Below are 23,962 nucleotides of genomic sequence, written 5' to 3' on the forward strand. Positions count from 1 at the left end.
AAATCCCAAAACTTCAAAAAAAGCTAGTTTTGGGATTTTTTTTATCACAACAATATATAAATTTAAATATAGTTATATGATATCGTTCATAATGTAAGTTAACTACCTAATTCCTTGATCAGGATATTTCCCAGTGACATTGCGACCAAAGGCTTTCATTTCTTCGATCTGGGCATCCATATTCCCGTCAGGCATGATAATAGGACCGATCCCAGCTTCTTTCTTTTTATAGTCCAAATACCCGACTACTATAGGTACATTAGCTCCCAAAGCGATATGGTAGAACCCAGACTTCCATCTAGGCGCATAACTCCTTGTACCCTCCGGAGTAACCATCATCACTAATTCATCTGAGTCTTTTAGTAGATTTATCATCAACTCTGTATAAGTTTGCTTTCTTTTGCCAGCAGTTTTCTTTCTGTCTATAGCTAATCCTCCCAAACCTTTGATCAGCCATCCTAGTGGCCCCACCATCACCTCTTTTTTGATGGTAAACTTGACAGGAACATCCATTAGATAAAAAGCAGCTCTTGCATAAAGTAAATCCCAATTACTTGTGTGGGGTATGGCAATCAAAACAGCCTTTTTCATTGATTTTGGCCAAGTAGAAACAAATTTCCACCCAGTCAACCAAAATACTATTCTAGAAAGGAACTTCATCATATCAGTTAATATTACGCTAATTTTCCCAAATCACGAAAATCTTCGTGTTCTTCAATAAATTTCAATGCAGCTTGATAGCCTGCGTCATAGATTTCACCTGCTTTTTTGATATCAAAGACGCCATACTTAGCTAGCCCCTTTGGTTCAATAAAAAAGTCGCACTTATTTTTTCGACTGTATACATTATAATTCATTGACATGATTACTGTCCGTTCAATCAAATTTTTGATGTTGGTAATGTTATGTTCTTCAGGGAGATGGTTACAATTTACGCCAATTATCACATCACAGACACCTTCATGTGGTTCTACTGGCATGTTGTTCAAGACCCCACCATCTACATAATAGCGGCCATCTATCTCTATTGGGTCAAACATCCCAGGAATGCATGATGAAGCCATCACAGCCTTAATTAATGGTCCTTTTGAAAAATAGACCACTTTTCCCCTTTTGATATCAGTAGCTGCCACGGTAAGAGGGATGCTTAGTGAAGCAAAATCATCTTCAGTAAAGTACTTCTCAAACAACGCTACTACCGTATCCATTCGGAAGATTCCTGTCCAGCTTATTGCTGGACGCATAAATTTAAAATAATTGGTAGACACTATGGCATCAAAAATCTCATCTGCCTTGTATCCTTTACAATACATAGCACCTGCTATGGCTCCAGCACTGCTTCCACTCACTTGGTCTGGTTTGATACCGAACTCATCCAGTGCTTTGATCACTCCCAAGTGTGCAATTCCTCTGATGCCTCCACCAGAGAAAGCTAAGCCTATACGCTGTTTAGATTTCATCAAGTCTGAATGTTTGATCCAATCTTACACCTTTATCTGTCATCTTCACTGTACAGCACTCATTCACAGCATCATGCTCAAGAAATATGATATATTCCTTTTCAGCAGCTTCTATTAAAAACTTTTGCTTTTCATCCAATGTCAACAAAGGTCTGGTATCATACCCCATCACGTAGGGTAAAGGAATATGCCCTACAGAGGGTAATAAGTCTGCAGCAAATACGATTGTTCTTCCTTTGTAATTGATCTTAGGGATCATTTGCTTATCCGTGTGTCCATCTACAGTAAAGAAATCAAAACCCTCAATAAAATTCCCACTTTCTATATCGAGAAATTCTAACTGTCCACTTTGCTGCATTGGCAATATATTTTCCTTTAGAAAGGAAGCTTTTTCTCTAGCATTCGGCTCAGTAGCCCAATCCCAATGGTCTTTGTTTGACCAATATTTTGCATTTTGAAATACTGTCACTAAATCATTACCACTATCATTCTTATACTTCACTCCTCCACCACAATGGTCAAAATGCAAATGTGTTAAAAAATTATCCGTAATATCTGCGAAATCTAGTCCTGCCTTATGAAGTGAGGATTTCAATGAATCATCTCCATGCAAATAGTAATGGGAGAAAAATTTAGCATCTTGCTTGTCACCTATACCATTATCAATGAGGACTACCCTATCCCCTACTGACACGAGCAATGATCTCATGGCCCATGTACATAGATTGTTTTCATCAGAAGGATTGGTTCTTGACCAAAGTGACTTAGGAACTACTCCAAACATCGCTCCCCCATCTAATTTAAAAAAACCTGTATTGATTACCTGTAAGTTCATATTTGTTCTGATTGGTGCAAACAAAAATCCCACAATAACTACCTTGAAGCAAATACTATCTGACAGTTATTATGGGATCATGATATCTAAATTCCTATTCTACGAAAACGCCCATGTCACAGAATTTATCTATTCTTTGGTCGATTCTTTTTTCTGGTTTTATTTTATCCAATTCTTTCAAGGCATCCAAAATGGTTGTTTTGATTGTCTTTGCCATTAGCTTCATGTCTTTATGTGCTCCACCAAGAGGCTCACTGATGATACCATCTACTAGGCCATTTTTTTGCATGTCAGTAGCCGTAAGCTTTAAAGCTTCAGCAGCCTGCTCCTTATAATCCCAACTTCTCCAAAGGATTGAAGAACATGATTCTGGAGAAATCACAGAATACCAAGTGTTCTCAAGCATCAAAACCTTATCTCCTATAGCTATACCCAAAGCTCCTCCTGATGCACCCTCACCGATGATGATACAAATAACTGGTACTTTAAGCATGAACATTTCCTTGATGTTTCTAGCAATGGCTTCGCCTTGGCCTCTTTCCTCTGCTTCCAAACCAGGAAAGGCTCCAGGAGTGTCTATCAAAGTAACGATTGGCTTACCAAACTTTTCTGCCATCTTCATCAAGCGAAGTGCTTTTCTATAACCTTCTGGATTTGCCATACCAAAGTTCCTTTCTTGGCGCTGCTTGGTATTTCTACCTTTTTGCTGACCGATAAACATCACCGATCTACCATCCAAATCACCTAATCCACCAATCATGGCTTTATCATCTTTGACAGACCTGTCACCATGAAGTTCGATAAAGTCATTGGTCATTTCATAAATGTAATCCAATGCATAAGGTCTATCGGCATGTCTAGAAAGCTGAACTCGCTGCCATCTAGTCAAATTTTGGAAAGTTTCTTTTTTCAAAGTTTGTATCTTTTCTTCCAATGACTGAATATCAGCAGACAAATCAATGTTTCTTCCTTTAGCCAAGTCCTTCATTTCCTGCAACTTGGTCTCAAGATCAGCAATTGGTTTTTCAAATTCTAATACCATATGTAGCGTTTTTGACAAAGACAAAGATAAAAATATTCTGGCTAAGAAAAACACTTTTATCTAACACACTGAAAGCTAGCAGTATTTTTTTGATATCCCTACCTCAATCCGATAGCACGCTCATTTGTTTGATCATGCGCTTAACTGACTTGCAAATACTTTATTCAAGTATAGTTTTTAAAATCCTTTAGTATTCTAGGACAGAACAATCAAAACCCTTACTTTGAAGTAGGCTTTCAACCGCTGATAATGTTATTTTAGAATCTGTTGCTACACGAAAAATCTTATCACAGTCCTCCAAGTCAAAATTCCATTCTATATTTTTTAATACTTTGTTCAACTCATCTTTGAGTGATTTAACTTGATCCAAAGTGCTTACACTCGTTTTATAAACTTCAATCGATGCCATTCTTTTATTCATTTTCCCTAAAAAAGTCTTACAACCCTAATGTAAACGATAACTAAATCCTATAGAAAACACACTGTTTTTCAGGTGCATACCATCAAGAAGATTGCTTAACCCTCTGCTCCACCTGAAGCCCAAATACCAATCAGGAGCCAACTTGTATCCTATTCCCACATTGGCTAACCAATCAATCGTGTCAAAATCATGAATTACTTGATCTCCGACTTCTATTTTTCCAGAATTTATTGTCAAAATCCCAACTTGGGGGCCTAACTCTAGATAAAAATCCCTATGCTCCCATTTTAGAAGTAATGGAATATTGATATAGGCTATATTAAACCTTCCTTTGACTTTATCTTCTGCACCTTGAAGTGACCATACAACTTCTGTTTGCAATTTGAAATTTTCCTTAATTTTGAAATTTTGATATAAGCCAAATGAATAGCCTACCTTCTTGTCTCTATCAGGTATTGCGTCAAAACCTATTAGCTCTGAGAAATTGATGCTTCCCTTTATACCCATTTGATACTTTGATCCTTCTTGAGCATTGAGGGTAGTACATTGTATTAATGCAAAAAAGATTACTAGATATATTACTTTCATGGTGATTGGTTTTTATCCGATGCAAACATACATCTGCAGCAAAACCAATCATTTGATCTATGTCACAAAATCATTTAGCCCTGATCCGACTTAATGTCTCTCTACTTATTCCCAAATATGATGCAATAAATGTTAGAGGTACTCTTCTCAAAACTTGAGGTTGATAGGCTATCAAAGCATCATACTTCTCTTTTGCGGATTTGAGGTGCGTGTAAAACAGTCTATCTTCAAGAAATTGAGCATATTCATTAATTACAGGATAGATAAAATTGGTGATTTCCGGAAATATTTTCATCAATTCCTTAATTCTCATCATATCAAATGAAAGTAAAATACTATCTTCCAAAAGCTCCACTGTCTCTCTGGACGGTAGACCATCATGATTTCTCAGAGAACCTATAAATTCACCTTCAAAAGAAAACCAAGTATGAACTTCTAAACCATTATGTAAATAATAGCTACGTGCCGCACCTTCTATGATCAGGTATGCAAATTGACCAATTTGATTTTCTTTAAGAACAATTTGCTTTTTTGGATACCTCAAGACTTTTAATACCAATTGAAATTCAGAAAATACTTTTTCATTTGATTTAACATCGACTGATTTTAAAAAATTTGAAATGATGTCACTGTCTGTCATTTTTCATTGAAATTTATAGATTTCTTATACTTCCCCTACCTAAACATAATCAAAACTTAGCATTTTTTTCTTCAAATTTGATTTCAACCAGAAGAAATATAGTAAGAATATCAAAGTAAATCTGAAAAAAATGTATCCAGAATTCTTGATTTTTGAGCGTTTAGGTATTCAAGATAGGCTTTTGGTACTGGCATATGTTGCTTGCCTTTCAGCCATACCAACCTCCATTTGGTCGTAATCGGTAAGCCCTTGATTGGAATGATTTTTAGGTTTCCTGATTGAAGTTCATTTTTAATTCCAATGATAGGCATGATTGAGTATCCCAACCCTGCAAGAACTGCCTGCTTGACCGCTTCATTGGTTGTAAGTTCCATTTTCTTTTGAACATCTATGCTATTACCTTCAATGAATCTTTCCATGGTCTGCCTAGTGCCGGATCCTTTTTCTCTAAAAATCAATGGCAATTCCTTGAAAATATCTTCATTATAACTTCCAATTTCCAAAGATGAGCGACTATCTCCTACCAAAAACAAATCATTATCCAATAAATCTATGTATTCCAATTTCATATCATTTGGCAAAATGGATATCAATGCAAAGTCAACCTCATTATGCTGCAAGCACTCTAGGACTTTTCGCTTATTTGTCACATCTATAGTCAATTCCACACCCTTGTGCATCTTTATAAAATCTCCTAAAAAATAAGGCATTACATATTTTCCAGTCGAAACGACAGCAATTTTTAGTTTGCCTGCAAGCTGACCTTTGAAAGCCAAAGTCTTCTCTTCTATGGAATGGATCTGGTCAAATATCGGCTTTACCAATTTGGCAATTTCATAGCCAAACTCAGTGATATGAATATTCCTACCTAGCACCTCCGTTAATGGAATTTCAAATTGCTCTTGAAAATTTTTTAATTGTATTGATACAGCTGGCTGGGTCAGGTGTAATTCTTCAGCAGCTTTTGTGATAGAGCATGTTTCTACCACTTTGAGAAATACCAACAATTGATGTAATGTATAATTCATAAATTATTTTTATGATTTCGATAATAAAGTTAAATAAAAATTAATGAAAAATTTAAATCTATTTTGCCCGACAATTAAAGTAAGATTATAAACGCCAAGAAAATGAAAAAGAAAAGAGATTTTAAATTAATAGAGGGAGCATTTAATGGGGAAGAAGCAAAGGAAATTCTAAATCAATTGTTCAGTGATAAAATAAATTTTCATGTCAAAAAAAGCTTCAATTCAAGTGTTAAATATGGTACTAAAGACTTGCAATCAGAGGAAAGAATTAAGTTTTTAAAAAAAGAAATTAACGATATAAACACATTTTTTGAAGCGGGTGATTCATCCGATTCAATCTATCTTATTGAGGCTAAAGTCACAGTAAAATCTCTAAATGAATCCTCCAACTAGCATCTTTAACGCTACAGTTCAAATAATTTAAGCAACTAGAAAATGAACTTCAACCTGCTTGTTGAAAACTTAACAAACCCAGCATTGATGTTTTTTGTACTGGGTCTGATTGCGGTATTGGTCAAAAGTGACTTAGAAATTCCAGCAAATTCTTCCAAATTTATATCTCTGTACTTATTGTTTGCCATTGGTTTCAAAGGCGGTCAAGAGTTGGCACATGAAACTTTCACCATGGAAATAGCTTGGACTATTCTCTTCGGACTATTAATAGCTTCGGCAATTCCTGTTTATACTTTTTTCATATTGAAGCGAAAATTAAGCATTTACGATTCAGGAGCTGTAGCAGCAGCATATGGCTCGATTAGTGCCGTCACATTTGTCACTGCTGTTAGTTATTTGGAAATACAGCAAATGTCCCTACATGGACATATGGTTGCTATCATGGCATTGATGGAGGCACCAGCAATCGTGATAGGCTTACTTTTGATATCTACCTTTGAGAAAGGCAGTCTACAGATGGAAAAGGTGAAGAAACGGACAGTAATAAAGCATTCATTTACCAATGGAAGCGTGATATTAATCTTAGGAAGTCTTGTGATCGGTTTTTTAGCCTCTGATGCACAAGCAGAAGGGATAAAGCCTTTCACAAATGATATTTTCAAAGGATTTTTAGCAATTTTCCTACTTGATATGGGTATCATAAGCGGAAGAAAATTAGGCTCATTTTTTTCCTATGGTTGGTTCCCGATCATCTTTGCTGTAGTGATTCCTTTAATAAATGGCTCAATGGTAGCCTTCATGAGCGGATTAGTCACAGATGATATATCCAATAGGTTTATGTTGGCAATACTGTCTGCTAGTGCCTCATATATTGCAGTTCCAGCCGCCATGAAAATGACAGTTCCCAAGGCAAATCCAGGCTTATTCCTACCCATGGCTTTGGCCGTCACCTTCCCTATCAATATTACCATAGGTATGCCAATATACCTCCTGATTGCATCATACTAAGCTGATTTTGATTTAGCCTTATTTCAAATTTTCAGGAAATTTCGCCTATAAAATGTTAATTTCGTTCAATGATGAAATTGACACCTCTACTACTACTTTTAATAATTATTTTCTCTCAAGCAAATGCTCAGAATGAAACAACAAGTTTTTACTGGACAAGATATTATCAAGAATTGACAAAGGGAGATTTTAAATTAGAGACAGAAGTGGATAATAGAAGATACTTTTCACTTCATTCTCAAAGGCAATTTATCACTCGAACGACTTTCTTATATGAAATTGTTGCAGGTTTAAATGCTGGTTTGGGTTTATCTTATGCTAGAGAACTAAATAAACAAAGTAATCTTTTCATACCAGAATGGAGACCACATCAGCAGGTTGAGTTTGACCATGGAAATCGAAAACTTCATTTTAATCATCGATTGAGAACAGAACAAATGTTTATCAGAAAAGCATACAACGAGATATTAACAGATGAATACAATTTTACATTTAGGATAAGGTATAGGCTGTTAGCAACTGTAGATTTGATAAAAAAAGAGGAAAGCAAGGGATATTTAGGTGTTCAGTTTAGAACTGAATCATTTTTCACAAAAGATTCTAAATGGAAAATGAGTGAATATAGATTCTATGGTGGAACTATTTTTCAACCCTTCGAAAATACAGCTTTTGAACTAGGCTATATGTGGCTTCACCAACTCAATAAGGATCAAAAAGATAATCTTTGGAATGTATTTAGACTTACCATTCGACATTATCTAAAACTAAGTTGATCAAAATTTGGCCGTTGAAGTTTCAAGCTTCTTGTGATGCTGACTTGAATTCTTATGCAAAAAATTCAGCTTAGGAAAGACCACTTAACGTATAAAAAAGGAGATCTACTTTTGAGACCTCCTTTTTTTATGAATCTTATTTCCAAATTACCTTGGTAGATTTGACTTCTTGAGCGTTGCCACCCACCATGATTTCGAATTCACCAGGTTCAAATACAAATTCTGTATTGAAATTATAAAACTTCAAAGCTTCCTGATCCAACTCGAAAGTTACAGTCTTTGACTCTCCAGCTTTGAGAAAAACTTTTTCAAAACCTTTAAGCTCCTTAACTGGTCTTGTGATAGAAGCTACCAAATCTCTTACATAAAGCTGGACTACTTCGGCACCATCTACCTTTCCAGTGTTCTTTAATTCAACACTTATCTCCAATTTTTGATCTCCTTCAAGGGAAGTACCATTCAATCTGATATCACTGTATTCGAATGTGGTGTAACTCAACCCGAAACCAAATGGAAACAAAGGTTCGTTTGATACATCTAAATAGTTAGACCTGAATTTCTGAAACCATTCTCCTTCTGGCAAAGGTCTTCCAGTATTTTTATGATTGTAGAAAATTGGCACCTGTCCGACGTTCTGAGGGAAAGTAGCGGTCAGCTTACCCGATGGATTCACATCTCCAAACAATACATCTGCAATGGCATCCCCAGCTTCACTTCCTGCAAACCATACATTCAAAATAGAAGGGACATTTTCAGCCTCCCACTTCATTGCCAAAGGACGGCCAGTGAACAATACCATAACCACAGGCTTACCAGTTGCTAAAAGTGCCTTCATCAAGTCTCTCTGGCTTTTAGGGATCTCAATATCAGAGCGGCTGGATGCCTCTCCACTCATCTCTGCCGACTCTCCCATAGCAGCAACAATCACATCAGCTTTTCTAGCAGCAGCTACAGCTTCTTGAATCATAACTTCGGCTGACCTATCATCTCTGTAGGTAGGCTTTCCGAATATACTCACTCGAGATTCTAAGACTTCGTCCTCTGTGATATTTGCACCTCTAGCATAGATGATGTTAGCTTTATCACCTACCGCATTCTCCAAACCTTGCCTCAAAGAAATTGCCTGATCAAATTTTCCAGCTACACTCCATGTTCCCGCCATGTTCTCTTTGTTATCCCCCATCGGGCCGATCACAGCAATGGTTCCTTTTTTCTCAATAGGTAAAACATCACCTTCATTTTTCATCAAGACAAAAGTCTCTGCGGCTATTTTTCTTGCCACTTTTCTGTGCTCTGCATTGAAGACATCTCTTTTTGAACGCTCTGGATCTGCATACCTGTAAGGGTCTTCGAATAAACCTAGTTTGAATTTAGCGATCAAAATCCTTCGTACTGCCTCATTGATTTCAGCTTCTGAGACCCTGCCTTCATCAAGAGATTTTTGAAGGGTAGTCAAGAACCCTTCACCTACCATGTCCATGTCAACACCAGCATTCAACGCCAAAGCTGACACATCCTGTAAATCTCCCATACCATGATCGATCATTTCATTGATAGCAGTATAGTCTGTAACCACAAACCCATCAAATCCCCACTGATCTCTAAGTAGCTCAGTCATCAACCACTTATTACCACTAGCTGGAATTCCATCTATATCATTGAACGAAGTCATCACTGTACCTACTCCCGCCTCTACAGCAGCTCTGTATGGAAGCATGTACTCATTAAACATACGCTGCCTGCTCATGTCTACAGAATTGTAATCTCTTCCTGCTTCGGGTGCACCATATAGGGCAAAATGCTTCACACAAGCCATAATAGTATTTTCCAAGGTCAAATCATCCCCTTGGTATCCCTTCACCATCGCCTTGGCTATCTGAGCTCCAAGGTAAGGATCTTCTCCATTTCCTTCCGATACCCTACCCCATCTAGGATCCCTAGACACGTCTACCATAGGTGAAAAAGTCCAGTTGATACCATCAGCACTCGCTTCTACCGCTGCGATTCTGGCAGACTTCTCTATGAGTTCCATATCCCAACTGGCCGATAGGCCTAAAGGAATAGGAAATAATGTCTCATAACCATGAATCACATCCATCCCAAACAATAGTGGAATTTTTAGCCTGCTTTCTTCCACTGCTATTCGCTGTACTTCTCGAATTTTTGTGGCTGATTTCAAGTTGAAAAGCCCACCAACTTTTCCTTCTTTAATCTTTTCTGCTATATTAGAACTCTCTGCTTGACCTGTAGTGATGTCTCCAGCAGCTGGAAGATTGAGTTGCCCTAGCTTTTCCTCTAAAGTCATCAAGGACAAGACAGAATCCGCTTTTGCTGTAAAGTCTACCTCACCTGCATGGTTACCTTTTTCAGAACAACTTGACAATATCACTCCCATTGCTATTGCCAACATGTATGTGTACCTAATCATATGCTTATACTTTAATTTTTCCTTTTAGCGCTTTTAATTTACCCTAACTACTTCCGATCTCTTAGAAACACCATTTTCATTGAAAGATTCGATTGTGAAATAGTAGGTTTGGTCTACTGTTAAACTCTTTAGATCCAATTCATTTTTTCCATAAACCATCCATGAGTTATACAATTTATCTGGAGCTATTCCCCAAAGTATGTTGTAACCTTGTGCATCGGAGTCAGCCTTCCAAGTGATCATGGCGTCTCTAGGGTCTTGAGCTCTATTTACTTTGAAATCCCTAACCATACCAGGCACTTTTCCTTGACCTATACCGAATACCCTTAACCCTGAAATAGCTAAATGAGGTGTTGGGACATGAACATGTTCATACCTTACATACCTGTACTTCTTAGCCATCGGTAAGACTACATAATCGTTTGGTGTATCTTTGAAGCTTTTCTCTTTATCTATGATCAGCTCCCATTCTTGTTTGTCGTGAGATCCATAAACCTTGTATCTATGGTACATGCCAGGAATCCTACCGTACATGTTAGATTCATGGTCATGATAGTTTATCTGAATGGCATAAATCATACTTTCTTGCAACAAGTCAATCTCTATCCATTGGTCTTTTTTTGCATCATCAGCAAGCCAAAAAGTCTTGACATTTTCATCCACCATATGGTTTGGAGCATAAGTCCCAACCTTGGAAGATGCTTGAACGGGCTTATTGTAAGATAAGAGCATCCATCCTGTGAATTCTCCATTTTTGGACAATGCTGAGGGTGCATAATGCGGGTAATCGCCAAAATACGTATCTGTATACATCAAGCCATCCTTGTCAAAAAATGTTGGAAACATGGCTATTCTTCTTTCCCAATTGACATTGACAGATACAGCATTACTTCCAAAGTGCCAATAAGCATTTCCCGGGCCTATTACAGTACTTCCGTGACCAGCTCCATTCATAAATCCACCAGGCTTGTAAGAGATTGGATTGTTTGGTGCATACTCATAAGGTCCAAGCGGGTCATCACTGATGTACACCCCGTCTCCATATACATTAAACTCTGTGCCTGGAGCTGCATATTGCATGTAATACTTTCCGTTGTGCTTAGTCAGCCAGGGGCCTTCCATGTATCCACCTAAGACTGTATCAGCATGATTTTCACCAAAACGCTCCCATCCATGCTTTTCCATATCCAAATTAAAAAGCTCGAAAGTCTCCTCCGAAGGCCTGAACCTTTTCTTCATATCCAACTTCTTAGCTCTTATGGGATATTTATTGGATGATCCCCAGAACACGTAAGCTTGTTCATCCTCATCAATAAAGATATGGGGATCTTGAAGGTTGTTGATAATACCAGGAACTGCTTTCCAGTCTCCTATTTTAGGATTGTCTGTGTACAATACACTCATACTTCCAGAAGGATTTCCAGAGACATAAAGTACTGAATCTTTGTAATTATGAGCTGTGGGTGCATTGGATCCTTCAAAGTACCACTTTTCAGGCTCAATAAAAGTCCAATTGGTCAAGTCTGAGGAATGCCAATAGCCCATTGATCTGGTAACGAACATGTAATACTCTCCCCTAAACTCAACCACGGCAGGATCAGCTCCAGAGCGGTATGATTTGTCTTGATGAGAATTATAAATCATGTAGGTGTAGTCCAGATTGATCGGATTACAGTAGGTAGATTGGGCGCTGGATTGAAGAATAGTCAAGTTAAAATTGACTAAAAATACGACCAAGAAACTTATACGAACTTTCAATTTATTAAACATACCCATGAGGTCTATCATTTCAACCTTAATTAGAATAGTGTGGACTCGAAAATCCTAGCTTGTCCAATCCTTCTTTCACCTCTGGAGAAGTCATAAATAAATCCCACAACAAACCAGTTCTGTGATTCTCAATCATCACGACAATAGGCCCCTGATCTATGGCTAAGTACCTCTGTGGAAACCAATCTTCCTGAACACTGAAAGCATCATAAAACCCATACTTCCCAAATAGCTTATCACCATAAGTTTCATACCAATACCTCATGGCTTCCATACTGTGCTCTGGAGTATATGGAAATGATGATAAAGCAGCCGTTGGAGAAATTACACCTTTGTCACTATTGTCTCCTGGAGCATGCGCCGCATATCCTTTTACAGAATAGCTTGCAGTAAGGCCCCAAGAGTGAGGACCATACCCTTCAAAATTGTTGGGGTTCTCTAAACACCAAGCGCGATTGGCTAGTGTATGGTTGACATTGTGTCTCCAATAGTCAGCATATTGGTCTTTCAGTCCTCTTGGATCCAATGCCAAGTATGAATAATGTGCCCAAAACAAAGGCCCTCCCAATTCTTTTGCACCATTATGATTCAATTCCAACAAATGGCCAAAAGGCTCACTTTCTCCTTTGATCGCTCCATCACGTGCCCATCCTTTGTGGTAATAAGATGCATCAACAGGATATGTCGGAGATGATGCTGCCAAAATGTATGCGATCATCGTTTCATCATAGCCTTTTAAGCCATGGTTTCTTTTAAATTCATATTGTGGAGACCAGTGCCAAAGCATAACCTCTTCTTTTTCATTCCTGTACCACGACCACTCCATGGCTTCGTATAGCTTGGTGATTTTATTCGCCATAGCTTGCTCCTCTTCATTTCCGTCCTTGAAATATTGTCTTACTGTAAGTAATCCCTGTATCAAAAATGCAGACTCTACCACATCTCCTCCATCATCGTCATAGCCAAAAGGTTTCACTTTGCCTGTTTCTCCATGAATCCAATGAGACCATATGCCATGAAACCTATCGGCCTTTTCTAAGTAATCTACAATATGGTTCAACCTTTCAAAGCCTTCCTTTCTGGTAATAAATCCCCTTTCGATGCCCACCAAGATCGCCATAACACCAAAGCCTGAACCACCTGTAGTAATTACATTTCGGTCATTTTCTGGGTACTCCCCATCCAAATGAATTCGCTCTCTAGCCAATAAAGAAGTAGGCTCAGCACCATCCCAGAAATACTGGAATGTACGGTATTGAACCAAAGTCATCAGTGAATCATCTGATATTTTAGTCTCTTCTACTTCTGTGGTGGTATTGTTTTCTCTTTGTCCGCAGGAAACCATCCATACAAACATCGCTAGGATTATAGTGCTGAATATTCTCATATTTTTTTTATTAATAGGTGAATCCTAATTTATTCAATCCTTGCCTTACTTGCTGATCTTGCATCAGCAAGTCCCAAAGCAAGGCTGTTCTGTAGTTTTCGATCATCAATACAATCGGACCTTGATCTATGGCCAAATAAGAAGTCGCAAACCAATCTTCTGTCTGATTAAAAGCATCATAGAAGCCGTATTCTCCCCAAAGTCTATCTCCTAGTTTATAGTAGAAAAACTCCATGGCTGCAATGGATTCTTCTGGCGTGTAAGGAATGGAAGACAAGGCCGCTGTAGGGGTGATCACCCCTCGGTCATTTGTTGGTGAATGTGCCGAATATCCAGCATGATTATCACTTGCTGTTAGCCCCCAAGAATTGTCTCGATATCCAGCAAAACCTAATGGATTGGTCACACAATACATCCTATTGATCAATGTATGATTTATTCCTTGAGTCCAATAATTGGCATATTGATCCACCATGTTTCTAGGGTCTAGACCTAAAAATGAATAATGGGAAAAGAATAAAGACCCACCATAATTCACTCCCAATGGTAGTGGTATATTATAAAATGTGTTTCCATTTCTCATTCCTCCGTTTCTTGCCCAGCCATTGTCATAGACAACTTTTTCAATGGGATATGTAGGAGAAGCTGCGGCCAATACGTAGGCAATCAAAGATTCATTATACCCGCTTATCTGAAGATTCATAGCCCACTGATGTTCTGGTGACCAATGCCAATAAAGCACATTCTGGTTGCCACGGGTGTACCAAGACCACTCAACTTCTTCCCAAAGCTTGGTGATCTTGTCTATGATTATTTTTTCTTCTGGTGACTGTTCATTTAGGTACTGCCTTACCGTCAAAAGCCCTTGTACCATCAATGCTGTCTCGACCAAATCTCCTCCATTGTCAAACTGCGAAAATGGCAACATTTTTCCCGTATTACCATCTATCCAGTGAGACCATGCTCCATGAAACCTGTCTGCTGTTTCCAAAAAATCAACTATTCTTCTCCATCTTTCTACCCCCTGCTGTCGAGAAATAAAACCTCGCTCAATCCCAACGATTATCGTCATCACGCCAAATCCAGAGCCACCTACTGTCACCAAGTTTCCAGAAGTATTCCTTTCTCTGGTCATTCCACTCCCTGGATGTGCAAAGTCCCAAAAATATTTAAATGTCTGTTGCTGAACTTTAGTCAAAAGTTCTTCTGTAGGAATTCTAGGAAATTTATCTTGCGCTGAAGGCAAGGTAAATAAATCTCTAGTCTGCCGCTCTTTAGTATCTCCATCAGGCCCTGTTATACCTGACGCTATTGTTAGGGTGTATTTGGAAAAATCTCTTAATGGCGCATTACTTCTAAATTCTAGCTTGCCGTCTTCTAATACTGAAAAAGTCAAGCTTACGTTCGTAGGTCCTGTGACACGAATTTTACTTGCAAAGTTTTGATTTTGGTCAATAGCACTCGTAAATGATATGTTACCGATCAAGTTCAATGGAACATCTAGTATCCTATTGGAGTGCACTGGATTACTATCCACTAAGGCTACTGCTACCACTTCTAACCCTGCTCTTGAAGTAGAAAAATTAAGCTCATATGCGGTGACTTGCTCTCCGCTTGCTCCTCTAAAGGAATTGAAACGAACCTGATATCTTGTATTAGATTCAAGAAGTCCTTGTGGGAAAATTACTAATTCTCTGTTTTGTGCAATAAGGCTATGCGAAAAATCAACAGCGACATTTCCTCCATCACCAATTTTTCTAAACTCTATTCCACCTTGAATACTCGCAGGATCTAATGCTGAAGAAAACCTAAAAGTCAAAGGCTGATCTAAAGGAACATCTTGATAAATGTCATTGACCAATTCTGGTGAGTTGCCTCCCACAGAGAAAGATGTTACGTTGATAGTAGGGAGCTCTTTCTCTTCGCTACATCCCGAAAAAATAAGGATAAAGCATATCAGCCAATGTAGATTCGTGATTTTCATATTCAAGATAGGTGAAATTTAATAAAAAATGGGAGGGTCGGTTTTACCTTTCCCTCCCATACATTCCAATAAATAGGTGTAACTATGGACGCTCAGCATCCATAATTTCCTGAATCTTTTCTTGTGTCAAAGACACATTGAAAATTCTCAATTCATCGATCAAACTTTGAGTAGCCAAGTGATTCCAACCTGTAAACCTTGGTGCTCCTGAGCCAATGGATAGTACATCACAACCTTCCCAATCTATTCCCGCGAAAGCTCCTTGACTTACTACCTGTCCATTGACATATACTGCTGCATTACTTCCTGAAATAGTAATTGCAATATGTGCCCACTCGTCAGCTGCTGGATTGATGTCAGCAGCTGCACCGCCATCAAACCAGTTTTCACCTGATCCATTACCAAGGTTCATTTTGATCCTTTGGTTAGCTCCAGCAGCCTCTCTAAATAACCTCATCCCTCTAGTTCTTAAGTTTTGACTATTTGGATTAGCCGTGTCAGGAGGTCCCATTACCAAAATCCCTGCTCTATCGGGAGTTGCATTTACTTTATACCAGAATACCGCTGAGAACTCTTGATTTCTCAAGTTGTCTGTCGGGAAAGTCAGGTATCCACTGCTGCTACCTCTATATGCTCTACCAATCACGCCATCAGCAAATCCAGGTGAGCCGTTTATAGTAGCTTCTCTTACCCTTACAAGTTCCATATAATCTCCGTCAAATGGAAGGTAGAATACCTCTCCATCATAGACTGGAGTATAGGGCTCGACTTTTTCAAAGTTTACAGTCTGTGTAGTAGTCTTACCTGAAGTATCTCTAGCCTCTATTACAAGTGTATGCTCGCCGTTTCCAAGCTCTTCATACCTGTGAGTCTTCACCAGTCTTCTATAGTCTAGGAATTCATTCACTGTCAATATCTCAGTACCGTTCAATCTTATAACTACCGATTCTATTTCTATATCATCTTTGACTTCAAAGTTGATATTCAATGGAGTAACGTCTTCAGCTACCCTGATCAAAGTACCTTGAAGTGGAAAGTTGATAGTTATAGAAGGCGGATCTACATCTGTACCAGGTGCTACTGGCACAATATCATCCGTATATGTCCCATCGCAACCAAAGGCGATTAGCCCTAGTGCAAAGAGTGTATATTTTAAATTTTTCATAATGATTTCAATTTAAAAGATTGGTAATGATCAACCTTGTGGTGTTTCATTAGATAATTGAGGCAAGATATCAATCTGCTCCAATGGATAAGGTAAGAACCTGTGGATTGCTGGCTGGAAATTTCTTCCTCCAAAGTTCAACTCACTAGTCCTGTCGTGTCTAATCAAATCGTAGAACCTGATCCCCCACTCCATACCAAATTCTGCAAATTTCTCATCCAATACGGTATCAATAGTTACCGAGGTAACTGGGTTCAAACCTGCACGGCTTCTAACTTGATTGACTGCATCCAAAGCAGAAAGTCCAGATGAACTTGCGCCACTTACTACTGCTTCTGCATGCATCAACAAGATTTCAGAATACCTGATCACTGTCATATTCTTGTTGCTACCATAAGAAAATCTACCTTGAGTAAGCTGAGTACTAGGAAGGTAGTGCTTACCGCTTAGGAAGTTGTACCTCGGGTGATTGTTGAACACATCTCCTTCAGGAGTTGAATTGGTAATCCAAGTAGGTAGCGGTGCATAGTTTGGATCTGATGCGATCTCTGCGATACCATCAGGTGTAAATAGAACAGTGGTCTCTAGACGAGTACGCTCATTCCTATCCAGCATAAACTTGATGTACTTTGGAGTAGGTGCCCAGAAACCCCATCCAGTAGAAGCACCTGTTCTTGCGGGAGTCCAGCTAGAAGGGCCAAAGAATGGGAAGTTATAATTTACAGCTGTCCCAGTTGCAGTTCCAAAATCTGAATATTGGAATTCAAACACGTTCTCTCTGCTCAATTTCCCAGGAATTTTGAATAGCTGATAGTAATCTGACTCAAGAGCAAAGACATTAGAGGAAATGATTTGACTCGTTGCATCAACTACCCCTTGCCAATTTTTCAACTCAAGGTTTGCTTGTGCTTTGATCGCTAATGCAGTATACCTTGTAATACCACCTCTGATGTCTGATCTTTGGTTTGGATGTACGTTGGGCAGCATTGGGATAGCTTCATCCATCTGAGCAGAAATGTAAGTCATCACTTCTTCGAAGTTTGACAATTCTACATTGAATAATGCTGAAGGTTGAGAACTCTCTGGAATCAAAACAGAACCCCAAAGCTTAGCCAAAAACATCAACTCAAAAGACTTCATAACTTTGATCTCTGCAATATATTGCTCCGCTGTACTAGCAAGTGCTCCAGCCTCTTGGTATTTTCTAATCTCTTCCATGGCACCATTCCAATACAAGATGTCCGTGTATAGGTTTAGCCAAGATGAGTTATACAACCAGAAGCTTCTATCATACCTGAATAAATCAGTCTCAATCAAAGGGTTCTGATCTCCAGCAGGAATCACATCATCTCCTCTTGTTGCAATGGTCGGGAAGGTTTCCCACTGAAGGTTATAAAGCTCTGCATAAGCACCATATAGCATCAAGATCATATTCTCTGTCTGTGTGTAATCTGTCTCTTCTGCAATGGCTTGATTTTCCAAAGGCTGATCCAGAAAATCACCACATGAACTCAGACCCAAGCTCAAGGCCAAGATCATCGCAAGTCCAGTTTTTATAATTTTGAAATTTTTCATGATTTACCTCCTTAATTAAAACTTAACATTTAAACCAACAGTGTAAATCGCTGGGATTGGATAAACCTCACGGTCAATACCATTTGCTACCTCAGGATTGAAACCATTGTAGTTGAATAGGGTCAATGGACGCTCCGCTGTTACAGAAATTCTCGTTTCTGGGAAAGTTTTGCCAAAAAGCGGCTTATCCTTGATAGTATATGCCATTCTTACGTTTTGGATACGGAAATATGAGCCATCCTCAATGAAGTAAGTACTCATGTTCTGATTCCATCCTTTTCTAAGGCCGGCAGCAGAAGGGTATTGATTTGAAGTACCTTCCCCTCTCCACATGTTTTCAGCCAGATCAGCATCTATATTGGTATCATTGGTGAAGATGATCTCACCTCTTTTCCTATTCAAAATGCTAAATCCTGATTGACCTTGGAACAATGCCGAGAAATCCCAATTCTTGTATCTGAAGCCCGCATTGAATCCATAGGTCAGGGTCGGCAAATATGATCCCAGAACTTTTCTATCTTCATCATTGATGATTCCATCACCATTAAGATCTTTGAAGATCAAATCACCAGGCTGAAGGTTATTTTCTGCAATAAATGCTTCATTATATCCACTATTAGTGATATCAGCTTGATTTTGGAATACACCTATGACTTCATAGCCATAGAATGCAGAGATGGGTTGACCTATGATAGACCTCTGACGGAACTCTGCCGATCCACCATCTAAGTATTCTGGTCCTCCAAGACTCAACACACTATTCTTCAATGTTGCAAAATTACCTGAGATAAAGTAAGAGAAGTCGTTGGTCACTTGATCATCCCAACCCAGGCTTACTTCCACACCTGTATTCCTGATCTCACCAACACTTCTTCTCTCAGAAGCTCTAAATACTGGTGGAATCACCTGAACTGCCAAGTTTCTGGTATCTCTTACAAAGTAATCCGCATCTAAGCTTAGCCTATCTCTTAAGAATCTTGCATTGATACCAAAGTTAGTTTCCACGGTCGTTTCCCACCTATCGATCAGATCAAAAGTTGGGTTTAATCTTCTACCTATGATAAATGCATTATTCAATGCAACATTGTTATCTTGTAATACAGGACGACCTACTGAAGGACTAATTCCATCATTACCTAACTGTCCCCAAGAAGCCCTGAACTTCAAGAAGTCTACTGCATCTACATTGAAAAAGCTTTCCGAAGATAGTACCCAACCAGCTCCGAAAGTGGCAAAGTTACCCCACTTCTCTTGGAACTTGTTGTTACCATCTCTTCTGAAAGTGGCATATAATAAGTATCTATCGTCGTAGTTATAAGCCAATCTTCCGAAGAAAGAAAGGTAATTTAACTTATAACCTCCATCTCCAATATCATTTTCATTATAATTGGTTGCATTTGCAAGGTACCAAAATTGCTCATTTCCCCACATTGGCTCAGGATTCAGACCTTGACCTGAAGCAAACAAGTTCTCTCCATACTCTGTTCTGAAAGATTGCCCCAAAACAGTAGTAAAAGTATGCTTTCCAAATCCATCTGTGTAAGTCAAGAAATTATCCATGATCTGATTGTAAGACACTGCACTACTTCTTCTGATATTTGATTGATTTTGTGTAATCCCATCATTAAAAGCAAAATTAACACCCCTTACATTTACCAAATCAACGTTGTAATTGTAAGCAGTTTTGAATTGAAGCTTGTTTGGAATCAGTTCAAAATCAGCATAAAAATTACCCATAACTTTAGATACATGGTTTCTGCTATCAGAATATAGCAAGCTGTAGAAAGGGTTTTGATTACCTCTGTATCCTAGCTGCTGTGCATTGGCCAATCTTGGTGCATCTGCTCCTGTATTCAACTCATCAAAAACAGGAAGAATCGGTACAGCAAAGTAAGACCTGAACCAAGCACTGTTGCTCGCATTGTATTGTCTGGCAGTACTCAAGTTTACATTAGCACCTACTGTCAACCAGTCTCTTACATCAGAATCAACCTTTACCCTGAAGTTTAATCGCTTATACTCATTTCTAGCTTCATTGAGAAGACCATTTTGATCAAAATAGCTACCACCGATAGAGTACCTGGTTTTTTCACCACCTCCGTTGAAAGTCAAAGAGTGATTTTGAATAGCTGCAGGACTCATCACTTCTGAATACCAATCTGTATTCACATCTGGTAAGCTGGGGTCAATTCTACTTCTACCATATCTTTGTATTGCGGCATCTATAAAGGCAATATCCGCCGCGCTTCCAGTTTCGTTGATATACCTTACAAATTGCTGTGCATTAGCCATTTTCAACACATTCTGAGGATTCTGTATACCTACATAGCCATCATAAATGATTTCAGGCTTTTGATTGTATTTCCCAGATTTTGTTTCGATCAATACCACACCATTTGCAGCTCTCACACCGTAAATTGCTGCCGCTGAAGCATCTTTTAAAATATTGATGTTTTCGATATCTCCGGGGCTAAGGAAATCGATATTGCTAAAAAACATCCCATCTACTACATACAGTGGCGCTCCTTCTCCTTGGAATGAACCAACACCCCTAACCCTCACTGTTGGGGAAGCACCTGGTGCTCCGTTAGAAACGATCTGCACACCTGCTACCCTACCTTGCAAGGATTGCATGGCTTGAGCATTTGGGGTCTTTACGATATCTTCTGTCTTTACAGTAGCAATAGAAGAAGTCAAATCCTTTTCTCTCTGCGTACCATAACCTACTACTACAAATTCCTCAAGCGTTTTTTGGTCTTCTTCTAAAGTGACATTGATTACTTCTGAATTTCCTACAGTGACACGTTTCATTTCCATGCCTACAAAAGAAAACTGAAGCACTTGACCTTCTTGTGCTGTTATAGCATAATTTCCATCGATATCAGTTACTGTTCCGCTCGTTGCTCCTTGTACGACAACTGTTACACCTGGAAGAGGCTCTCCTTGTGAGTCTGTAACTTTACCTCTTATCCTGATCTCTTCTGCAACAGATACTAAGTAAGTAGTAGTTCTATCACTCTTCTTTACATCGATGCTGTTGTTGATCTGTCTAAAAGACACAGCAGCCTGCTGAGCAGCTTCTGCTAAATAAGACTCCACCGTCCCTGATGATTGGGTAAGTTTGATAGGAGTAGATAGCTTAACGTCTCTCTTGTCGTAAGCAAAAACATAAGGTGTTTTGCTTTCTACAAGATTAAAGAATTGCTCTAGGGTAAGCGCACCTTGTTTCATTTGAATATTTACTTGATCTACAGGCTTGTACTGGCCATTTGCAGATGTCGTAGTTACAAAATTCAAGGTCAATAACTGTAATGCTATACAGTATGCAAAATACTTCGATAGCTTATACATGACTTTAGTTAAATTTATTTTCATATTTCAATCGGTTTATTGTATTGAATTACTTGTATATCGACCAAGAGTGTGGTTCTTTATTTTTTAACTCTTTTGTCGAAAAAATTACTCAACAGACTAACCTGCCCATTGAATACCTGATTACCTCATTAATTTTGTTTTTCCATAAGCTAGAAGGTTATTGTTACTTGTTTATCATTGATTTCGAATTTAAAGTCTTCTATAAAAGACATGCTTTTGAGGACCACCTCAAGGGATTGATTGGCATATTCGCCAGAAAACTTCCACTTCTTTGCGGTTCTATTATTCAAATTGATCTGAACGCCATACCATGACTCTAATTTTTCTATAACTTGATCAAGGTTATCATGCTCAAAAACTAACTTCCCATCTTTCCAACCAATAATGGAATCAGGATTAAAGGAGGAAATTTTAAAACTATCTTGGCCATCTTCAAAATCAAGTTTTTGAAACGGCATTAGTACTTGATTTTTAATATTTGAAAATTCTTCAGATACACTCACACTTCCTGTCACAAGTGCTACGACGGTCTTTGATGAGTTTGTGCTTTTTATATTAAAAGAAGTACCAAGCGCAGTAGTAATTAAGCTTCTTGACTTTACTTTAAATGGCCTTGCTTTGTCTTCATAAACTTCAAAAAATGCTTCCCCAACTAACTCTACCATTCGAACCGAATCAGAAAACTGCTCTGGATAAGTCAGTGAACTGTTACTGTTGAGCCATACCCTAGTTCCATCAGGAAGTCCAAAGCTTCGCTTCTCACCTACGTTGGTGATTTTTTCAACCAAAACCTGTGGTTGAATTTTGATTTCTGATTGAACTTGAAGCATCAAGTACCCAAGTGATACCGCAAAAACAATCATTGCAGCGACTTTCAACCATTTCCAAGAGAAGAAATTATATCTACTATTTTTAATTTCTTCTGTTCTCTTATCTATTGAGCCTGATTTTATTAAGATTTGAGTGAGGATTCTGTCCTTTTCTGCTTGTGTTACCTCAAGTTCCTCCTGAAACTTTATTCCCAGCGCAATCTCTCTAGCTAAAAAGAATTGTGATTTTGCTCCTGGATTCACCTCTACCCAATTGCTCCAATACAAGTCCAGTTCCTTGTTAGGATTTTTAACCCATTTGATAAATTCTGGATCGAGTAAAAAGTCTTCTTTGGTGTACATTTTGGGATTTATAAGGATTGATTGCTTTAGTCTCTAAAAGTATAAAGCCGCAAACCTTCAAAATGACACCTTTAATTTTTAACTTTTTTTAATAAATATTTCTCAGAAAATCCAACGACTTGTATATCAGGTTTCTAACTGACTTTACATTATCTAAATTCATCATGTCTTGAATTTGTTTGTAGTCCATTTGCTCATAAAAATAATAGTAAATCACTTCCTTCTTCCTAGGACTAAGTTTAGCAATTGCCTCATTGAGCTTTTTTGAAATCTCATCATCCACTTGTCTATTGATCAATAGCTGTTCTGGAGAAAAACTAAAATTGAAATAATATTCATCATCAAGTGCTTCAAGTTTATTCGTCTTTTTATTTTCTTCTTTGAAAAGTTTTCTCTTGAGACTTTTGAACAAGTAAAACTTGATTCTATTGGTTTCTCCCAACCTGCTTCGGCTGTTACGAAGCTCAATGAATAAATCTTGGATAGCATCTTTGACAAGACCCTGATTGCTCACCATTTTTTTACCATAAGCAAAAAGCTGATCAAAATAGGTTGTGTAGATAGTTATAAAAGCCGCTTCACTCCCGCTTCGGAAATCATTCCATAGCTGGATGTCTTGAATTTGATGATCTCTATCACTTGGAAAATCATCATTTTTAAGAATATCAAAATAGGGTTTATTATTAGTATTTATCATAATCGATAATATTTAAGATCATCAATTAAGGGTTGAAACTAGTTATAAATTTAATCATTCAAAACTTTGTTTGGTAAATCAACCTCAAAACTATCTTTTTAACTACACACTCAGTATTATCAGTTAAAACCAAATTTTAACAATGAATTAATATTTTATAGAATTGATGATCAATTTCACACTTGAAGTCTAGACATTTTGAAGTTTTGATAATCTCTAGC

Annotated in this window: 20 protein-coding genes; 3 read left to right on the forward strand and 17 right to left on the reverse strand. The window is 38.2% G+C overall.

What is annotated here, in order from left to right; genetic code table 11:
* Nucleotides 1-102: 102 nt before the first annotated feature.
* The 8 genes from MM239_RS04110 to MM239_RS04145 all read right to left on the reverse strand — a co-directional run bounded on the left by MM239_RS04110 (nucleotide 103) and on the right by MM239_RS04145 (nucleotide 6,014).
* Nucleotides 103-663, reverse strand: a complete 561-nt coding sequence (locus MM239_RS04110) for a 1-acyl-sn-glycerol-3-phosphate acyltransferase (RefSeq protein ID WP_241346827.1) — start codon at nucleotides 661-663, stop codon at nucleotides 103-105.
* An 11-nt stretch (nucleotides 664-674) separates the two neighbouring features.
* Nucleotides 675-1,460: a patatin-like phospholipase family protein gene (locus MM239_RS04115; protein WP_241346828.1), complete on the reverse strand. Its 786-nt coding sequence runs from the start codon at nucleotides 1,458-1,460 to the stop codon at nucleotides 675-677.
* Complete coding sequence (locus MM239_RS04120) at nucleotides 1,450-2,295, reverse strand: MBL fold metallo-hydrolase (protein WP_241346829.1); 846 nt, start codon at nucleotides 2,293-2,295, stop codon at nucleotides 1,450-1,452. Before MM239_RS04120 ends, MM239_RS04115 begins: the two co-directional genes overlap by 11 nt.
* 94 nt (nucleotides 2,296-2,389) lie before the next feature.
* Nucleotides 2,390-3,337, reverse strand: a complete 948-nt coding sequence (locus MM239_RS04125; protein WP_241346830.1) for an acetyl-CoA carboxylase carboxyltransferase subunit alpha — start codon at nucleotides 3,335-3,337, stop codon at nucleotides 2,390-2,392.
* Nucleotides 3,338-3,524: 187 nt separating this feature from the next.
* On the reverse strand, nucleotides 3,525-3,746 hold the full coding sequence (locus tag MM239_RS04130) for a hypothetical protein (protein WP_241346832.1): 222 nt from the start codon (nucleotides 3,744-3,746) through the stop codon (nucleotides 3,525-3,527).
* A 36-nt stretch (nucleotides 3,747-3,782) separates the two neighbouring features.
* Nucleotides 3,783-4,346: a porin family protein gene (locus MM239_RS04135; RefSeq protein WP_241346834.1), complete on the reverse strand. Its 564-nt coding sequence runs from the start codon at nucleotides 4,344-4,346 to the stop codon at nucleotides 3,783-3,785.
* Nucleotides 4,347-4,416: 70 nt separating this feature from the next.
* Nucleotides 4,417-4,986, reverse strand: coding sequence for a Crp/Fnr family transcriptional regulator (locus MM239_RS04140; RefSeq protein ID WP_241346836.1), 570 nt, complete (start codon nucleotides 4,984-4,986; stop codon nucleotides 4,417-4,419).
* Nucleotides 4,987-5,096: 110 nt separating this feature from the next.
* Nucleotides 5,097-6,014 carry a LysR family transcriptional regulator gene (locus tag MM239_RS04145; protein ID WP_241346837.1) on the reverse strand — a complete coding sequence of 306 codons (918 nt, stop codon included), beginning with the start codon at nucleotides 6,012-6,014 and terminating at the stop codon, nucleotides 5,097-5,099.
* 102 nt (nucleotides 6,015-6,116) lie between these two features.
* Here MM239_RS04145 and MM239_RS04150 point away from each other — a divergent pair, with 102 nt between their 5' ends.
* From MM239_RS04150 to MM239_RS04160, 3 genes are all read left to right on the forward strand, one after another.
* A complete protein-coding gene (locus tag MM239_RS04150) occupies nucleotides 6,117-6,407 on the forward strand; it encodes a hypothetical protein (RefSeq protein WP_241346839.1) in 291 nt (96 codons plus the stop codon).
* Nucleotides 6,408-6,449: 42 nt separating this feature from the next.
* Nucleotides 6,450-7,415: a sodium-dependent bicarbonate transport family permease gene (locus MM239_RS04155; protein WP_241346841.1), complete on the forward strand. Its 966-nt coding sequence runs from the start codon at nucleotides 6,450-6,452 to the stop codon at nucleotides 7,413-7,415.
* A gap of 68 nt (nucleotides 7,416-7,483) precedes the next feature.
* On the forward strand, nucleotides 7,484-8,188 hold the full coding sequence (locus MM239_RS04160) for a DUF2490 domain-containing protein (protein ID WP_241346843.1): 705 nt from the start codon (nucleotides 7,484-7,486) through the stop codon (nucleotides 8,186-8,188).
* Nucleotides 8,189-8,324: 136 nt separating this feature from the next.
* Here MM239_RS04160 and bglX read toward each other — a convergent pair whose 3' ends face one another.
* From bglX to MM239_RS04205, 9 genes are all read right to left on the reverse strand, one after another.
* The gene (gene bglX / locus MM239_RS04165) at nucleotides 8,325-10,616 is read right to left on the reverse strand and encodes a beta-glucosidase BglX (protein WP_241346844.1); all 2,292 of its coding nucleotides are present in this window, start codon (nucleotides 10,614-10,616) and stop codon (nucleotides 8,325-8,327) included.
* Between the two features lie 33 nt (nucleotides 10,617-10,649).
* Nucleotides 10,650-12,404, reverse strand: a complete 1,755-nt coding sequence (locus tag MM239_RS04170; RefSeq protein ID WP_241346846.1) for a family 43 glycosylhydrolase — start codon at nucleotides 12,402-12,404, stop codon at nucleotides 10,650-10,652.
* 7 nt (nucleotides 12,405-12,411) lie between these two features.
* Nucleotides 12,412-13,773 (reverse strand): glucoamylase family protein, encoded by a 1,362-nt coding sequence (locus tag MM239_RS04175; protein ID WP_241346849.1) that lies wholly within the window; start codon nucleotides 13,771-13,773, stop codon nucleotides 12,412-12,414.
* A gap of 10 nt (nucleotides 13,774-13,783) precedes the next feature.
* On the reverse strand, nucleotides 13,784-15,757 hold the full coding sequence (locus MM239_RS04180; protein ID WP_241346851.1) for a glucoamylase family protein: 1,974 nt from the start codon (nucleotides 15,755-15,757) through the stop codon (nucleotides 13,784-13,786).
* A gap of 82 nt (nucleotides 15,758-15,839) precedes the next feature.
* Nucleotides 15,840-16,922 (reverse strand): LamG domain-containing protein, encoded by a 1,083-nt coding sequence (locus MM239_RS04185; protein ID WP_241346853.1) that lies wholly within the window; start codon nucleotides 16,920-16,922, stop codon nucleotides 15,840-15,842.
* A 30-nt stretch (nucleotides 16,923-16,952) separates the two neighbouring features.
* A complete protein-coding gene (locus tag MM239_RS04190; protein WP_241346855.1) occupies nucleotides 16,953-18,497 on the reverse strand; it encodes a RagB/SusD family nutrient uptake outer membrane protein in 1,545 nt (514 codons plus the stop codon).
* Between the two features lie 15 nt (nucleotides 18,498-18,512).
* Complete coding sequence (locus tag MM239_RS04195) at nucleotides 18,513-21,872, reverse strand: SusC/RagA family TonB-linked outer membrane protein (RefSeq protein ID WP_241346856.1); 3,360 nt, start codon at nucleotides 21,870-21,872, stop codon at nucleotides 18,513-18,515.
* Nucleotides 21,873-22,021: 149 nt separating this feature from the next.
* Complete coding sequence (locus tag MM239_RS04200; protein ID WP_241346857.1) at nucleotides 22,022-23,044, reverse strand: FecR family protein; 1,023 nt, start codon at nucleotides 23,042-23,044, stop codon at nucleotides 22,022-22,024.
* An 88-nt stretch (nucleotides 23,045-23,132) separates the two neighbouring features.
* Nucleotides 23,133-23,741 carry an RNA polymerase sigma factor gene (locus MM239_RS04205; protein WP_241346859.1) on the reverse strand — a complete coding sequence of 203 codons (609 nt, stop codon included), beginning with the start codon at nucleotides 23,739-23,741 and terminating at the stop codon, nucleotides 23,133-23,135.
* Nucleotides 23,742-23,962 lie beyond the last annotated feature (221 nt).

The organism is Belliella filtrata (assembly GCF_022549775.1).
Classification (GTDB): domain Bacteria; phylum Bacteroidota; class Bacteroidia; order Cytophagales; family Cyclobacteriaceae; genus Belliella; species Belliella filtrata.

Bases quoted from the DNA above. Each gene is read 5' to 3' on its own strand.
- MM239_RS04110 (WP_241346827.1), bottom strand. From the start codon at position 663: ATGATGAAGTTCCTTTCTAGAATAGTATTTTGGTTGACTGGGTGGAAA.
- MM239_RS04115 (WP_241346828.1), bottom strand. From the start codon at position 1,460: ATGAAATCTAAACAGCGTATAGGCTTAGCTTTCTCTGGTGGAGGCATC.
- MM239_RS04120 (WP_241346829.1), bottom strand. From the start codon at position 2,295: ATGAACTTACAGGTAATCAATACAGGTTTTTTTAAATTAGATGGGGGA.
- MM239_RS04125 (WP_241346830.1), bottom strand. From the start codon at position 3,337: ATGGTATTAGAATTTGAAAAACCAATTGCTGATCTTGAGACCAAGTTG.
- MM239_RS04130 (WP_241346832.1), bottom strand. From the start codon at position 3,746: ATGGCATCGATTGAAGTTTATAAAACGAGTGTAAGCACTTTGGATCAA.
- MM239_RS04135 (WP_241346834.1), bottom strand. From the start codon at position 4,346: ATGAAAGTAATATATCTAGTAATCTTTTTTGCATTAATACAATGTACT.
- MM239_RS04140 (WP_241346836.1), bottom strand. From the start codon at position 4,986: ATGACAGACAGTGACATCATTTCAAATTTTTTAAAATCAGTCGATGTT.
- MM239_RS04145 (WP_241346837.1), bottom strand. From the start codon at position 6,014: ATGAATTATACATTACATCAATTGTTGGTATTTCTCAAAGTGGTAGAA.
- MM239_RS04150 (WP_241346839.1), top strand. From the start codon at position 6,117: ATGAAAAAGAAAAGAGATTTTAAATTAATAGAGGGAGCATTTAATGGG.
- MM239_RS04155 (WP_241346841.1), top strand. From the start codon at position 6,450: ATGAACTTCAACCTGCTTGTTGAAAACTTAACAAACCCAGCATTGATG.
- MM239_RS04160 (WP_241346843.1), top strand. From the start codon at position 7,484: ATGATGAAATTGACACCTCTACTACTACTTTTAATAATTATTTTCTCT.
- bglX (WP_241346844.1), bottom strand. From the start codon at position 10,616: ATGATTAGGTACACATACATGTTGGCAATAGCAATGGGAGTGATATTG.
- MM239_RS04170 (WP_241346846.1), bottom strand. From the start codon at position 12,404: ATGATAGACCTCATGGGTATGTTTAATAAATTGAAAGTTCGTATAAGT.
- MM239_RS04175 (WP_241346849.1), bottom strand. From the start codon at position 13,773: ATGAGAATATTCAGCACTATAATCCTAGCGATGTTTGTATGGATGGTT.
- MM239_RS04180 (WP_241346851.1), bottom strand. From the start codon at position 15,757: ATGAAAATCACGAATCTACATTGGCTGATATGCTTTATCCTTATTTTT.
- MM239_RS04185 (WP_241346853.1), bottom strand. From the start codon at position 16,922: ATGAAAAATTTAAAATATACACTCTTTGCACTAGGGCTAATCGCCTTT.
- MM239_RS04190 (WP_241346855.1), bottom strand. From the start codon at position 18,497: ATGAAAAATTTCAAAATTATAAAAACTGGACTTGCGATGATCTTGGCC.
- MM239_RS04195 (WP_241346856.1), bottom strand. From the start codon at position 21,872: ATGAAAATAAATTTAACTAAAGTCATGTATAAGCTATCGAAGTATTTT.
- MM239_RS04200 (WP_241346857.1), bottom strand. From the start codon at position 23,044: ATGTACACCAAAGAAGACTTTTTACTCGATCCAGAATTTATCAAATGG.
- MM239_RS04205 (WP_241346859.1), bottom strand. From the start codon at position 23,741: ATGATAAATACTAATAATAAACCCTATTTTGATATTCTTAAAAATGAT.